Annotated in this window: 8 protein-coding genes; 6 read left to right on the top strand and 2 right to left on the bottom strand. The window is 71.6% G+C overall.

The window, feature by feature from the left end; all coding sequences use genetic code 11:
- Positions 1-29 precede the first annotated feature (29 nt).
- Together ACLJN9_RS18610 and ACLJN9_RS18605 are read right to left on the bottom strand one after the other, a co-directional pair.
- Complete coding sequence (locus ACLJN9_RS18610; RefSeq protein WP_410812690.1) at positions 30-2,909, bottom strand: beta-L-arabinofuranosidase domain-containing protein; 2,880 nt, start codon at positions 2,907-2,909, stop codon at positions 30-32.
- Between the two features lie 93 nt (positions 2,910-3,002).
- Positions 3,003-5,357 carry an AbfB domain-containing protein gene (locus tag ACLJN9_RS18605; RefSeq protein ID WP_410812689.1) on the bottom strand — a complete coding sequence of 785 codons (2,355 nt, stop codon included), beginning with the start codon at positions 5,355-5,357 and terminating at the stop codon, positions 3,003-3,005.
- 331 nt (positions 5,358-5,688) lie between these two features.
- On the opposite strand from ACLJN9_RS18605, the gene ACLJN9_RS18600 reads away from it, so the two are divergent.
- The 6 genes from ACLJN9_RS18600 to ACLJN9_RS18575 all read left to right on the top strand — a co-directional run bounded on the left by ACLJN9_RS18600 (position 5,689) and on the right by ACLJN9_RS18575 (position 14,732).
- The gene (locus ACLJN9_RS18600) at positions 5,689-6,765 is read left to right on the top strand and encodes an ABC transporter substrate-binding protein (protein ID WP_410812688.1); all 1,077 of its coding nucleotides are present in this window, start codon (positions 5,689-5,691) and stop codon (positions 6,763-6,765) included.
- Positions 6,766-6,854: 89 nt separating this feature from the next.
- A complete protein-coding gene (locus ACLJN9_RS18595) occupies positions 6,855-8,399 on the top strand; it encodes a sugar ABC transporter ATP-binding protein (protein ID WP_410812687.1) in 1,545 nt (514 codons plus the stop codon).
- Entirely contained in the window at positions 8,386-9,354 is a 969-nt protein-coding gene (locus ACLJN9_RS18590) for an ABC transporter permease (protein ID WP_410812686.1), read from the top strand. The genes ACLJN9_RS18595 and ACLJN9_RS18590 overlap by 14 nt, the downstream gene beginning before the upstream one ends.
- Positions 9,351-10,379: an ABC transporter permease gene (locus ACLJN9_RS18585; protein WP_410812685.1), complete on the top strand. Its 1,029-nt coding sequence runs from the start codon at positions 9,351-9,353 to the stop codon at positions 10,377-10,379. Before ACLJN9_RS18590 ends, ACLJN9_RS18585 begins: the two co-directional genes overlap by 4 nt.
- Positions 10,380-10,425: 46 nt before the next feature.
- Positions 10,426-11,478: a LacI family DNA-binding transcriptional regulator gene (locus ACLJN9_RS18580; protein WP_410812684.1), complete on the top strand. Its 1,053-nt coding sequence runs from the start codon at positions 10,426-10,428 to the stop codon at positions 11,476-11,478.
- A 74-nt stretch (positions 11,479-11,552) separates the two neighbouring features.
- Positions 11,553-14,732: a BTAD domain-containing putative transcriptional regulator gene (locus tag ACLJN9_RS18575; protein WP_410812683.1), complete on the top strand. Its 3,180-nt coding sequence runs from the start codon at positions 11,553-11,555 to the stop codon at positions 14,730-14,732.

Below are 14,732 nucleotides of genomic sequence, written 5' to 3'. Positions count from 1 at the left end.
CCGTCGTGGTCGGGCGGGCAGGTGGCCGCTCACCGCAGCAGCCGCCACTGGTGGTCGGCGGTGCCGTTGTCCTCGTACTGGACGACCTGGGCGCTGTCCGCGCTGGACATGCCGCTCACGCCCAGCACCAGGCCGCTGTTGCGGTTGCGGATCCGGTACCAGCCGTCCCCGTCGCCGAGCAGCTGCCAGTAGTGGTCGGCCGAGCCGTTGTCGCGGTACTGCTGCACGAGCGCGCTGTTGGCCTGGGACATGTTCTGCACCGCGAGCAGCAACCCGCTGTGCTGGTTGACGATCGTGTACCAGTTGTTCGCGGTCAGGTCGAGCCGCCAGTTGTGGTCGGCGGTGCCGTTGTCGGCGAACTGCACCACGTTCGCGCTGTCGGCGGTGGACATGCCACTGACCGCCAGCACCTTGCCGGCGTGCCGGTTCTGGAGCCGGTACCAGGAACCGGGGGTGACCGGGGCGGCGGTGGCGCCGACCCGCCACTGCAGGATGCCGCCGGAGAAGCCGGGCCGCAGCTGGACCACCACCCGCAGGGCCGTCGTGGTCACCGGCGTGAAACGCGCCGTCTGGTAAGCGTTGGTGCCGGTGCCGTACCCGCTGGGCTGGGCGACGGCCTGCCAGGCGCCGGCGTCGGTGAGGTACTCCAGCCGCCAGCTCGCTGGCGTACGGCAGGAACCGTGCCCGGTGTCGTCGAACCAGTAGACGCTGGCCGAGGTGGCCCGCACCGGCGCCGCGAACCGGTACTGCGCCCACTCCGCCGTGCCGACGTGGTCCCACCAGGTGAACCGCGCGCGCGAGGTGTCGTACGAGCTGGTCGGGTCGTATCCGCTGTTCAGCGCGGTGACGGTGTCGCCGGAGAAGCAGTGCGACGCCGTGGGCGTGGCCGGCAACTGCCAGTCCCGGTCGCCGCCGAGGGTGGGAAAGGAGGTGATCCGCAGCGATGCCGCACCCATCGGCACCAGTCGCAGCGTCTCGGTCGGCTCGGCGGAGGCGACCGGGCTCGGTTGCAGCGGAGTCACCACGTTCTCGCCGTCGGCCTGCCAGTTCGGGATGGCCCGGCCCTGCGCGGTCAGCGTCAACGGGGTGCCGTCGAGGGTGAACGGGTTGCCGCTGGCCCCGGTCGCCTGCACCTGCAGGGTGCCGGGCAACAGCCCGTAGTTCCACGACGAGGTCGGCAGCACCGACCACTCCGGCCAGCTAGAGGTCTCCTCGTTGCGACGCAGGAAGTTCTGCCCGATCCGCAGTGAGTACGTCAGCGGCCCGTTGCTCACCGACACGGACCGTCCGTTACCGGGCCAGGTGGTGGTCCGCGGGGTCGCGGGCAGGGTGACGGTGACCGTGTCGCCGTCGCGCCAGGTGCGGTTCACCGGCACGTACGCGGGGCCGGCGACGGCGGTCACCGTCGCGCCGTTCACGGTGACCGACGGGTTCGGGCACCAGCCCGGGATTCGCAGGTAGAGCGGGAAGGACACCGCCGCGGGTGTGCCGACCCGGATCGTCACGGTGTCTCCGAACGGATAACTCGTCTGCTCGGTCAGCGTCACCGTGGTGCCGGGGGAGCCCACGGTGGCGGTGACCGTGCAGGGCGCGTAGATGGCCGCGGCGAGCCCTCGGTCGGCGGTGGCCACCCACAGGTTGTCGGTCAGGTACGGCCAGCCCTGCCCGTAGTTGTGCGGGCAGCACCGGTACTGGTCGACACCCTGCAGGAACGCCTGCATGGCGAACCCGTTCTGGAACTGGCCCTGGGTCTTGGGCCGGTTGTCGAGCTGGACCGAGTTGGCGCTGACGATGTAGTGCAGGCTGCGGTGGCCGGTCGGTTCGACCGCCGCGGGCAGCGAGTTGAAGGCTAGGGTCTCGCAGCCGTCGGCCCAGGTCGGGTCGCCGGTGAGCCGGGTCATCGTCTCGAAGCTCTGCAGGTACTCGACGATCCCGCAGGTCTCGAAGCCCTGGCGGGGATCGCGCTGGTCGGCGCGGACGTTCTCGTCACCGGCGAAGCCGCCGCCGGCGAACTGCCCCCAGGTGCCCTGGATGGTGGCGTACGTGCGGTAGCTGGCACCGGTCAGGGCCGCGTTACCCCGCAGCGCGATCAGGGCCGGCTCGGTGAAGCCCTGCGCGAAGTCGACGTTGTGGTAGCTGGGGATGTTGTCCACGTAGTTGGCGCCGTACTGGTGGATCCTGTCGGCGAGGCTCAGCAGGAAACCCTCACCGGTCCGGGCGAACAACCAGTAGACGCTGTCCAGATTGGTGGCCCAGCGCACCCGCCCCCAGGACTGGTTGAAGACCGAGGCGCCGAAGGTGCTCTGGTAGCGCAGGAAGCGCGTCAGCATCGGCACGATCCGGGTGTCGCCGCTGTACTCCTGGTAGGTCCGCAACGCCTGCATCATCGGCATGTACGGCCAGAAGTCCGGGCCGCCGCCGAGCGAGGTCCGCAGCGCGCCCGGCCCGAAGAAGCCGTCGGCCTGCTGGGTGGCCACGATGCCGTCCACCCAGAGCTTCAGCTTCGCGCGCAGCCCGGCGTCGCCGGTGACGCCGGCCAGGCCGGCCAGCCCGCGCAGCCAGTAGGGCACCTCCTCCCAGCCGCCCCGGGCCGGGTTGATCCAGCCGCTGTCGGCGCGGACCAGGAAGTGCGACACCTCGTCGTACGATCCGGCGATGCCGGTGCGGTCCAGGTCGAGCTGCTGGGCCAGCCAGCCGGCGGCACGGACACTGCCGCTGGGGAGCTTGAGGAAGGGCGTGCGGGTCAGCCCGCCGGGATAGGGGAAGTAGTGCCCGCCGCTGGAGGTGTCGCCGACCAGGGTGACCGGGGTACCGGTCCCTCCGGCCCAGCCGGCCGTCACCGCCTGTCCGGCGAGGGCGAAACCGCCCGCGATACCCACCGCGCCGCGCAACAGCGTCCGTCGCTCCATGGGAGCCTCCTGACATCGACATTCTCGGTTTGAGGGGTTGACCGTGGCGTTCCCGGGGCCGGCCGACGGTGGCCGGCCCCGGGAACCGACCGGTCAGGGCGCCCAGGGGGCGGCGATGTTCCAGGTGCTGTCGGCGGCCCAGAGCGACGGCGTGTTCCAGGCGTCGCCGCCGGTGCCGTTGCTGAGCCAGACCTCCGAGTTGTAGTGCCGCAGGTACTTGCCCCGGAAGTTGTACGACTCCAGCGACACCGCGCCGCCGGTCAGCCCGACCCGGGCGCACCAGGTGGCGTCGGCGCGCAGCAGCGCCGAGCCGTCGTTGGGCGAGTTGCGGACCCGCGAGGCCTGGTGCCGTAGGAACTGGCCGGGGAAGTTGACCGACTCGAACGAGTAGCAGTTCCCGTCGGCCAGGCCGGGCCGGATCGTGTACGTCGCGTCGTTCTTGAGCAGCGCGGAACTGCCCGCGTCGACCACCTCGGTGTAGGCCAGGCTGTTCTGGTGGCGCAGGTACCGGTTGGTGTAGCCCGGCGTGGTGACCTGCAACGACCGGCGGGTGTTCACCGGCAGGGCGACCGGCGCCGAGCTGCCGATCGTCTTCGAGGCGTTGATCAGTGCGGTGTTGACGGCGCGGACCCGGGCCTGGTCCATCTTGACCACCTGGCGGTCGTACGTGAGGAACCCGTTCAGCTCGCCCTCCTGGTCGGCGATCTCGGTGTAGATCGAGGCGCTGAGACCCTTGCCGAGCATCAGGTTCTGCGCACCCTGCACCAGCCCGACGTAGCGGTCGGTGAGCGCGGCCGAGGTGGGTTGCCACTCGTAGGCGAAGAAGTTGCCGGTCGGGCTGTACTCGTGGCCCGGGGTGCGCAGGCCCAGGCCACCGAACTCACCCAGCACGGCGATGCGGCTGGCCGACGGAGAGGGCGAGTCCGGCCCGAGGTAGGCGTGCCAGTCGTCGATGTCGCCGTTGCCGGGGTCACCGAGGGACTGGCAGCAGTTGTGGCCGCTGTGCGGGTTGACCAGCCGGGTCGGGTCCTGGTTCTTGATGTTCTGGGCCACCCGGCGGGTGTCGGCCAGGGCACGCTCGCCCCAACCCTCGTTGTACGGGGTGTACGCGACGACGGCGGGGGAGCTGCGGTGCTCGTCGACGATCTCGCGCGCCTCGGCCTCGAACTGCGCCTGCTGGGCGTCGGTGGCGTTGATGTCCTGCGCGGTCAGCGACGGGATGTCCTGCCAGACCAGCAGGCCGAGTCGGTCGGCGTGGTAGAACCAGCGCTGCGGTTCGACCTTGATGTGCTTGCGCACCATGTTGAAGCCGAGGTCCTTGTGTTTCTGCAGGTCGAACGCGAGCGCGGCGTCGGTCGGCGCGGTGTACAGCCCGTCCGGCCAGAAGCCCTGGTCGAGGGTGCCGACCTGGAACACGAACTGACCGTTGAGCTTGGGGCGCAGCACACCGTTCACCAGGCCGGTGGTGATCTCGCGCATGCCGAAGTAGTGCGTGGTCCGGTCGACGGTCGCCCCGCCGGCGTTGCGGAGGGTGACCCGCAGGTTGTAGAGGAAGGGGTCGTCGGGCGACCAGCGGCGGGCGTTGGGCACCGGAACGCTGAAGTCGGTGAAGCCGCCGGTGGCCGAGCCGACCACGGTGGCGCCGTTCAACGCCTCGGCGAGCACGCTGTGGCCGCTCACGTCGCCACGGGTGAAGACCCGGACCCGCAGGGTGTTGTCGGCGAGGTTCGGGTAGACGTCCACGCTGCTGATCGACGCGGTGGGCACCGGCTCCAGCCAGACCGTCTGCCAGATGCCCGAGCTGGGCGTGTAGAAGATGCCGCCGGGCTGCTTGGTCTGCTTGCCGATGGCCGGCAGGCTGCCGTTCTGCCGCGTGTCGGTGGGGTCCCAGACCTTGACGACGATCTCGTTCGTGCCGCCGTTGAGCTGCGGGGTCACGTCGAAGGTGAAGGCGTCGTACCCGCCGGTGTGCGCACCGACCTGGACGCCGTTGACCCAGACCGTGCTCTGCCAGTCGACGGCGCCGAAGTGCAACAACGTCCGCCGGCCCGACCAGTTCGACGGGACGGTCACGGTGCGCCGGTAGAACAGGTAGTTGCGGTTGTCGTTCGCCGCCCGCTGGATGCCGGAGAGCGCGCTCTCCACCGGGAACGGCACGTTGACCCGCTCGGGCAGGGTGGTGTTGAACTGGGGGGCATCGTCGGTGGTCGACTGCCGTAGCTGCCACTCGCCGTTGAGGTTGAGCCAGTCTGGCCGGGTCATCTGCGGTCGCGGGTACTCCGGCAGCGGAGTGCCCGCCAACGCCTGGCCGGTCCAGGGCGTGGTCAGTGGTGGCGTCTTGGCCGGTGCGGCGTGTGCCTGCGGCGCCGGCCCGGCGAGGACACCGGCGACCAGGGCGAGGATGAGTAGCAGGGGACGTGCGGGGCGGATGGGGACCTGACGTGTCATGCCGTCTCCGGGGGGACGAGTCGCCGCGGGCGGTGCTGCTGGGCCCGAGGCGCGGTGGCGGTGGGCATCGGGTGGCCGTTCGGCGGGGGACGGACGTCGCCAATGGATGTCGGCGGGATTTCCATCGATGAGCAATGGCAACCGTATTGACATCCATCACCACCCGTATAACGTTATAGAGGCACGACGGACGTCCCGTCAATCCTTGTTTGTCAATGCCTGCTCAGGTTTTCCTCAGTTGCCACACCACGGCCACGGCCGCTCCCGGGCCCGCGTGCACGCGCGCCCGGCGCTGCCGCTGGCCCACCCACCGCGCAGAAGGAGTGATCAGATGAGCACGAGAAGTCGAGCCCTGGCACACGTTCCGCTCGCGCTGCTCGCCGCGACGGCGCTGCTGACCGGGTGCACCAAGAGCGAGAGCGACGGCACGCCCGGGCCGGCCGGCAGTGCGGGCGAGCAGGTGGTGGCCACCGGAGCGCCGACCGGCGCCGGCTGCACGCTGAGCCAGTACGGCGCGTCGAAGCTCGACCTGAAGGATGCCGTCGTCGGCTTCTCCCAGTCCGAGAAGGAGGCCAACCCGTTCCGGATCGCCGAGACCGCGTCCATCCGCGACGAGGCCGCCAAGGTCGGGGTGAAGAAGCTGCTGGTCACCAACGCGCAGTCGCAACTGTCCAAGCAGATCAGCGACATCCAGGACATGCTGGCCCAGGGTGCGCAGTTCCTCATCGTCGCCCCTCTCAACAGCGACGGCCTGGAGCCGGCGCTGCAGGCCGCGGCGGCCAAGAAGGTTCCCGTCCTCACCATCGACCGTAAGATCAACGCGTCGAGCTGCAAGGACTACCTCGCCTTCCTCGGCTCGGACTTCGTGTCGCAGGGCAAACGCGCGGCCGACGCGATGATCAAGGCGACCGGCGGTAAGGGCAAGGTGGCGATCCTGCTCGGATCGTCGGGCAACAACGTGACCACCGACCGCACCAACGGTTTCGTGGACCAGGTCAAGGCCGCCGGCCCGGGTCTGGAGATCGTGGCCCAGCAGACCGGCGAGTTCGCCCGGGACAAGGGGCAGGCGGTGATGGAACAGCTCATCTCCAGCAACCCGGAGATCACCGCGGTCTACGCCGAGAACGACGAGATGGCCCTGGGTGCGGTGACCGCACTGCGGTCCGCCGGCAAGAACCCCGGCAAGGACGTCAAGATCGTCTCGATCGACGGCACCCGCAACGCCGTCCAGGGAATCGTCGAGGGCACCATCAACGCGGTGGTCGAGTCCAACCCGCGGTTCGGGCCGCTGGCCTTCAAGACCGCGCAGGACTTCTACGCCGGCACTGCGATCAGCGAGAACGTCATCATCTCCGACCGCGAGTACGACCCGGCCAACGCTAAAGAGTCCCTCGGTAGCGCCTACTGATCCCCCCGCACGGCGGGTCCGCCGCGCGTCGGGAGGCGCGCGTCGGACCCGCCCACCCCGTCCCGTCGTACGTCGCAAGGGGTTTGCCCATGACAGACACAGCGGTGCGGCCCGTGCTGGAGGTGCGGGCGGTGACCAGGCGGTTTCCCGGCGTGCTCGCGCTGGACCGGGTCGACCTGACCCTGGCGGCGGGTGAGGTGCACGCGCTCGTCGGTGAGAACGGCGCCGGCAAGTCGACACTCATCAAGGTCGTCACCGGTGTCTACCGGCCCGACGGTGGCACCGTCCACCACCTCGGCCAACCGGTCGCCTTCGCCCGGCCCCTCGACGCGCAGCGGGCCGGCATCTCCACCATCTACCAGGAGGTCAACCTCATCCCGTTGATGAGCGTGGCCCGCAACCTGTTCCTCGGCCGGGAGCCACGCCGCTACGGCCTGATCGACCTGGGGCGGATGAACCGTCAGGCCGACGAGATCCTCGCCGGCTACGGGATCGACGTCGACGTGACCCGCCCGCTGCGGTCGTTGAGCCTGGCCGCCCAGCAGATGGTGGCGCTGGCCCGCGCGGTCGCGGTCGACGCCAAAGTGCTGATCATGGATGAGCCGACCTCGTCACTCGAACCACGCGAGGTGCAGACCCTCTTCCGACTGGTCCGGCGGCTCAGCGCCCAGGGGATCGCCATCCTGTACGTCAGCCACCGGCTCGACGAGCTGTACGAGCTGTGCGACAGGGTGACCGTCCTGCGCGACGGTCGGGTCGTGCACACCGGTCCGTTGGCCGGACTGGACCGGCTACGGCTCGTCTCGCACATGCTCGGTCGGGACCTGGTGCAGGTGCGGCGCGACGGGTTGACCGCGTTCACCGACGACCGTGCGGCGATCGAGGCGCCCCCGGTGCTGCGCGCCGAGGGGCTGACCAAACGGCACCTGCTCGACGACGTCTCCTTCACCGTGGCGCCCGGAGAGGTGGTGGGGCTCGGTGGTCTGCTCGGCTCGGGCCGCTCGGAGACGGCGAAGGCGATCGTCGGCGCGCTACCTCTGGACTCGGGAACCGTCACCGTGGACGGTCGACGGCTGCGCCGGCTGTCTCCGGCCGCCGCCCTGCGCGCTGGCGTGGCGCTGCTGCCGGAGGACCGCAAGGCCGAGGGGATCATCCCCGACCTGTCGGTACGGGAGAACATCGTGCTGGCCGCGATGCCCCGGCTGGCCCGCGCGGGCGTGGTCAGCAGGGCGCGGCAGGACCGGATCGTCGACATCTTCATGAAGCGGCTGCGGATCCGTGCCGCCAGCGCGGAACAGCGGGTCGGTGAGCTGTCCGGCGGCAACCAGCAGAAGGTGCTGCTGGCACGGTGGCTCTGCCTCAACCCCCGGCTGCTGCTGCTCGACGAGCCGACCCGGGGCATCGACGTCGGAGCGAAGGCCGAGGTGCAGCGGCTCATCGTGGAGCTGGCCCGTGAAGGGCTCGCCGTGGTGCTCATCTCCTCCGACCTGGAGGAGCTGGTGGAGGGCGCCGACCGGGTGGTGGTGCTGCGGGCCGGCGCGGTGGCCGGGGAGCTGACCGGCGACGACGTGTCGGAGCACGCCATCATGGCCCGGCTGGCCGCCGACAAGGAGGACCGGCATGACAACCGTTGAGCCGGCGCTGCGCGGCACCGTCGACCGGCCGGCACTGACCCGCTACGTCCAGGACTACGGTGTCTACGCCGCCGTCCTCGTCCTGCTGCTGTTCAACGCGGCGTTCACCGACAACTTCCTCCAGGTCGCCAACCTGCGGACGCAGCTCGTGCAGGTCGCCCCGGTGCTGATCGTCGCGCTCGGCATGGCCCTGGTGATCGGCAGCGAGGGCATCGACCTGTCGGTCGGTTCGGTGATGGCGCTCGCCGCCGCGGTGCTACCGCTCTACCTCGGCTTCGGGCTGTGGCCGGCAGTCGGCATGGCGCTGCTCGTCGGCGCGGTCGCGGGCCTGGCCAACGGCACTCTCGTCGCCGTGGTGGGCCTGCAACCGATCGTCGCGACCCTTGCCCTGCTGGTCGCGGGGCGCGGCATCGCGCTGGTCGTCGCCGACGGCCAGCTCAAGCAGATCCGCAATGGCGACCTGCTCGCGCTGGGCAGTGGGGAGTGGCTCGGCGTACCCGTCGTGGCGCTGGTCGCGATCGTCCTCGCGGTCGTCGTGGGCGCGGTCGTGCACCGCACCACATACGGTCGGCAACTGGTGGCCGTCGGCGGCAACCGTGCCGCGGCCCACCTCGCCGGCCTGCCGGTGCGGCGCATCCTCCTGGTGACGTACGTGCTCTGTGGCCTGTTCGCCGCGCTCGCCGGCGTGCTGGCGACCGCCCGGCTCACCGCCAGCGACCCGTCGGCGATCGGCAACCTCATCGAACTGTCGGCCATCACGGCGGTCGTCGTCGGGGGGACACCACTCGCCGGCGGCCGGATCCGCATTCTCGGCACCGTGGCCGGCGCGCTGCTCATGCAACTGCTGCGGGCAACCATGATCAAGCATGACCTGCCCGACTCCACGGCGCAGATGGCGCAGGCCGTCATCATCCTGCTCGCCGTCTACCTCGCCCGGCAGCGGAGGACCCGATGATCGACAGCACCGACGCCACCACCCAACTGATCACGCCGGACGCCCAGCAACGCCCCCGCTCCCGAATCGCCACCGGCGAACGGGTCGCCACGCTGGCCCAGCGTCACGGCGCGCTGGCGGTGCTGCTGCTCGCGTGTCTGGCGTCGACCGTGCTGTTTCCCTCCTTCGGCAGCCGGGACAATCTCGCCGGCGTCGCCATCCAGTCCTCCACGTTGATCATCGTGGCCCTCGGCATGACCTTCGTGATCATCAGTGGTGGGATCGACCTGTCGGTCGGTTCGGTCTTCGCCCTCGGTGGCGTACTCGCCGCCTGGGCGGCCCAGTGGGGCCCGCTGGCCGCCATCGCGTTACCGCTGGCGGTCTGCGGTGGGATCGGCCTGGTCAACGGACTGGTGATCGCCCGCACCGGGCTGGAGCCGTTCATCGTCACCCTGGCCAGCCTGCTCGGGGCGCGCGGTCTGCTGCTCGCGGTGACCGACGAGGGCGCCCGGACGTACCTCGTGCCGCGCGACTCGGCGCTGCTCGACGTCGGGCGCGGCACGGCTCTCGGCATCGGATACCCGGTGTTCGTCGCCCTGCTGCTCGCCGTGCTCGGTGCGATCCTGCTGCAACGCAGCCGCTACGGGCAGGCCCTCTTCGCGATCGGTGGCAACGCCGAGGCGGCGGCGCTGATGGGACTGCCGGTCGCCCGGGTCAAGATCCTCACCTACCTGCTGAGTGGGTTGCTGGCCGGTCTCGCCGGCGTCCTCAACGCCGCACGGCTCGGCTCCGGGGTGACCATCCTCGGTGTCGGCCTCGAGCTCGACGCCATCGCGGCGGTCGTGATCGGCGGCACCCTGCTGATCGGCGGCGCCGGCAGCGTCAGCGGTACGCTCTGCGGCGTTCTGCTGCTGGGGGTCATCCAGAACGTGATCAACCAGATCGGTAACCTCACGTCCTCGATCCAGTCGGTGGTCAGTGGAGCGTTCCTGGTGGTGGTCGTCGTGACGCAGACCTATCTCAGTCGTGTGCGGCGGCTCCGGTGACCGGCACCGCTCGCCACCTGTCGGTGGCACCCGGGAGGGGCGGGGGATGAGCTTCAACCTGAAGGCCATCGCCGAACGGGCCGGCGTCTCCCTGTCCACCGTCTCCAACGTGGTCAACGGGTACCGGCCGGTGGGGGAGCACACCCGGCAGCGGGTGCAGCGGGCGATCGACGAGCTCGGCTACAGCCCGAATCTCAGCGCCCGGCACCTGCGCCGCGGGCGTACCGGCCTGATCGCCCTGGCCATCCCGGAACTGAACAACCCGTACTTCGCCGAGCTCGCCGAGATCGCCATCCGGGAGGCCGCCGGGCTCGGCTACACGCTCGTGATGGAGAACACCGCCGCCGACCGGGAGGCGGAGCTGCTGCTCCTGGACGGGTCCCAGCGGCGCATCATCGACGGACTGATCTTCAGCCCGGTGCGGATCGACCGGGACGACGTGTTGTCCCGGACCGCCGACAGCCCGCTGGTGCTCATCGGTGAGGGTGTCTACGACGTCCCGCACGACCACATCGCCATCGACAACGTCGCGGCGGGTCACGCCGCGATCCAGCACCTGGTGTCGATCGGACGACGTCGGATCGCGTTCATCGGCGCGGCTCCCGGCGCCGACCGGCAGTCGGCGCACCTGCGCATGCGCGGTTACACCGAGGCCCTGGCCGCGGCGGGCCTGCCGCTGCGCCCGCAGCTCGTCGCCCGCACCGACGAGTTCAGCCGGCTGGACGGCAGGAGGGCCATGCGCGACCTGCTCGCCCTCGCCGAGCCGCCGGACGCGGTGTTCGGCTACAACGACCTGGTCGCCATCGGCGCGCTGCGGGCGTTGACCGAGGCCGGTCGCCGGGTGCCGCAGGACGTCGCGGTGGTCGGCATCGACGACATCGAGGAGGGGCGCTTCAGCAGTCCCACCCTCACCACCATCGCGCCGGACAAGGCGGAGATCGGCCGACTCGCGGTGCGTCGACTCGTGGCGCGGATCGAGGGCAGGGAGGTCGACGCGCCGCTCACCGTCCAGACGCCGTTCCGGCTGATCCGACGCGAGAGCACCGGCTCGTGGCAACCACCGACTCAGGCGGGGTCGACGCGGCCGAGTCGCCAGTAGCCCATCAAGGCCACCGAACGCCGGTCCGTGCGGGTGGCCGACGGCTCGGCGTACGGGTGGGGGATGCTGGGTCCGTGCAGATCACGATCCTCGGCCCGCTCGCCGTCGACGGCCGGCCGGTCCGGGGTGAGCGGCTCGCCGCCGTGCTCCGCGCGCTCGTCGACGCGCGCGGGCGTACGGTCTCCGTCGGTCTCCTCGTGGACGCCGTCTGGGACGGCACGCCGCCGGACGACGCGACCGGTGCCATCCAGGCGCTCGTATCGCGGGTCCGCCGCCTCGGCCTGCCCGTTGTCGCGGTGCCGGGTGGCTACCGCCTGCCTCCCGACGAGGTCACCGTCGACGCGGTCGAGGCCCGGGCGCTCGTCGAACGTTCCCGTGCCGTGCTCCAGACCGGTGACGCTTTCGCCGCCCGCAGCGCCGCCGACCAGGCGCGTGCCCTGTTTCCCGAGGTCCCGGAGTTCGCCACCGCCGAGAGCACCCGCCTGTTCGCGGACGTCGCCGCGCTGCGGGCGCAGGCGGCACTCGCCGGTGCGGGGTCGTACGAGGAAACTGACCTGCGCCGGCTCGTCGCGCGGACGCCCCCGGACGAGCCGTCGGCCGCCCTGCTCGTCCGGATCCTCGCCGCGCAGGGCCGCGACGCGGAGGCCCTGGAGGTGGTCGAGCGGCTGCGCGCCGACCTGGCCGACCGGTACGGCGCCGACCCGTCGCCGGTGATCACACAGGTCCACCTGGCGCTGCTGCGCGGCGAGCTGACCACCCCGGCCGTCGTGGAGCCACCCCGTCAGCCGACGCGGATCGCCCTGCCCGCCGCGTGGCGCCGTTCGATGACCGCACTCCTCGGTCGGGAACGGGACGTCTCGACCGTGTGCGAGGCACTCACCGTGGCACCCCTGGTGACGATCGTGGCGAGCGGCGGCGCCGGCAAGACCCGGCTCGCCGCCGAGGTGGCGCGTGGTGCGGCGGCGGCCGGGCAGACGGTACGGGTGATCGAACTCGCCGGTCTGCGCTCGCCCGACGAGGTGCTGCCCACGGTTCTCGCGGTGCTCGGCGGTGCGGACACCTCGGCCACCGGTGGCAACCTGGGCCTCGAACGGCGGGTCCTGAACCCCGAGGAGCGGTTGCGCGCCGTCGCGCCGGATCTCGACGGGCTGATCGTGCTGGACAACTGCGAGCACGTCCTCGACGCGGTGGCCACCGTCGTCGCGGACCTGGTCACGGCGACAGCCGGCGAGGTCGCGGTGCTCGCGACGAGCCGGGCCCCGCTCGGTCTCGCCGGTGAGCTGGTCCATCGGCTGACCGCGTTGCCCGACGCCGACGCGCTCGGGCTGATCGAGTCCCGGGCGCGGGCCGGCGGCGCGGTGCCGACCTGGGACGCCGCACGGGCGCTCGCCCTGTGTCACCGGCTCGACAACCTGCCACTGGCGCTCGAACTGGCTGCCGCACGACTGCGGCACATGCCGATCGACGACCTGCTCGACGGGCTGGGCGACCGCTTCGCACTGCTCGACGACGCGCTGCGCGGCCTGCCGGAGCGGCACGCGAGTCTGTGGGCGATGGTCGACTGGAGCAGGGAACTCCTCGCGCCCGACGACCGCGAGCTGCTCCAGCGGGTCGCGGTCATCCCGGCGTCGTTCACCGCGGATCTCGCCGCCGCGGTCGCGCCGGTCCCGGACGTACGACGTGGCCTGGCGGCACTCGTCGAGCAGTCCCTGCTGACCCTGGTCGAGGGGGATGGCCCGCCCCGCTACCGGATGCTCGAGACCGTCCGCGAGTATGGCGAGGCCCGCCTCGACATGGCCGGTGACCGGGATGCGGCCATGGCCGGCCTCGTCGGCTGGGCCAGGGAGCAGGCCCTCTTCCTGGTCGACCGGTTCGTTGGCCCCGGCCAGATCGACGCGCTGGCCCGCTGCGCCGCCGAGCAGGACAACCTGATCGCCGGCCTGCGCTGGGCGCTTCGGCAGGACGACGAGCCGGCCGCCGTGGACATCGCCGGCGCGCTGCTGAACCTCTGGACGGTGCGCGGCCTGCACCTCGAGGTCCTCGGGTGGGCGCGGGGTCTGTTGCACGCCGACGATCCGTCGGGCCGACGGTGCTCGGCCATCTCGCGCGGCCGTACCGCCGGTCGGCCCCTGCCCGACGCCGACCGGCTCGCCTGGATGTGTGTGCTGGTGAGCGTCAACGCCGGCGTCAGCGGGAACCTGCGGCTCACCGTGCTCGCCCGGCGCGCCCTGCGGACGCTCCTCGCCGAGCGGGCCGCCGAGGTGTCAACCCGGCAGCGCGTGATCGCGTCGGCGCTGCCCGGGTTCGACGCGGCCGACGTGGACGAGAGCATGAAGAGCACCGCCGAGATGATCGCGCACCCGGACCCGTACGTGCAGGGGCTCGGTCTGTTCGCCCGGGCGGCCGTCCGGGACAACGGCGGCATCTCCGAGGCGTCGGGTGTCGACGCCGAGCAGGCGTACCGGCGCTTCGAGGAAGCCGGTGACCACTGGGGCATGGGGATGGCGGCGGGGGCCGTCGGGCACGTCTTCCTTCCGCGCCGTGACGCCCGGTCCACGGAGTGGCTGAGGCGCAGCATCCGCCACCTGGAGCTGGTCGGTGCGACGCAGGACGCCCGCTCGACCCGGGTGCGGCTGGACGCGTACCTCGCGCTGGCCGGCGACGCGGACGCGGAGCGACGGCTGGGCGAGACGGCGACGCCGGGCCACGGCGACGAGATGGACGCCGCGCAGGCGCATCTCGGGCTGGCCCACCTCGCGTGGCAGCGCGAGCGGTACGACGAGGCGCTGGCGCACGCCGACACGGTGACCCGGACGATGGCCGTCTGGACCGGGGCGTCGCCGCAGCCCCGCGCCATCCTGCGGGTCGCGGTGGCGGTCCTCTACCTGCGGGTCGCCGAGGTGCGGCAGGCCGCGTCCCAGGAGGCCGACGCGCGGGCGGTCGTGCTGATGACGCTCGCCCGCGACGAGGCGCTCTCCTCGCGGGATCTGCCGGTGATCGGGGCGTGGGCGTTGGGCGGTGCCGAGCTCGCCGCGTACCGGGGCGATGCCGCGGCCGCGCGGGAACTGTTCGCGCTCGGGCTGCGGATCGGCAGCCACCTCGATCCGTTCCTGCCGCCCGGAGGTGGCCAACGGCTCGCCGCCGCCCTCGGCGACGAGGCGCAGCGCGAGCCGTTGACGGCCGCGTGGCGCGCGCGGCCGGTCGGTGCGGTCACCGCCCGGATCCGCGCGCTGATGGACGACCTGCTCGCCTAG

The organism is Micromonospora sp. 067-2 (assembly GCF_046549295.1).
Lineage (GTDB): Bacteria > Actinomycetota > Actinomycetes > Mycobacteriales > Micromonosporaceae > Micromonospora.
Note: the sequence above shows the minus strand (reverse complement) of the source record. Positions and strands in the feature narration are given on the sequence as shown.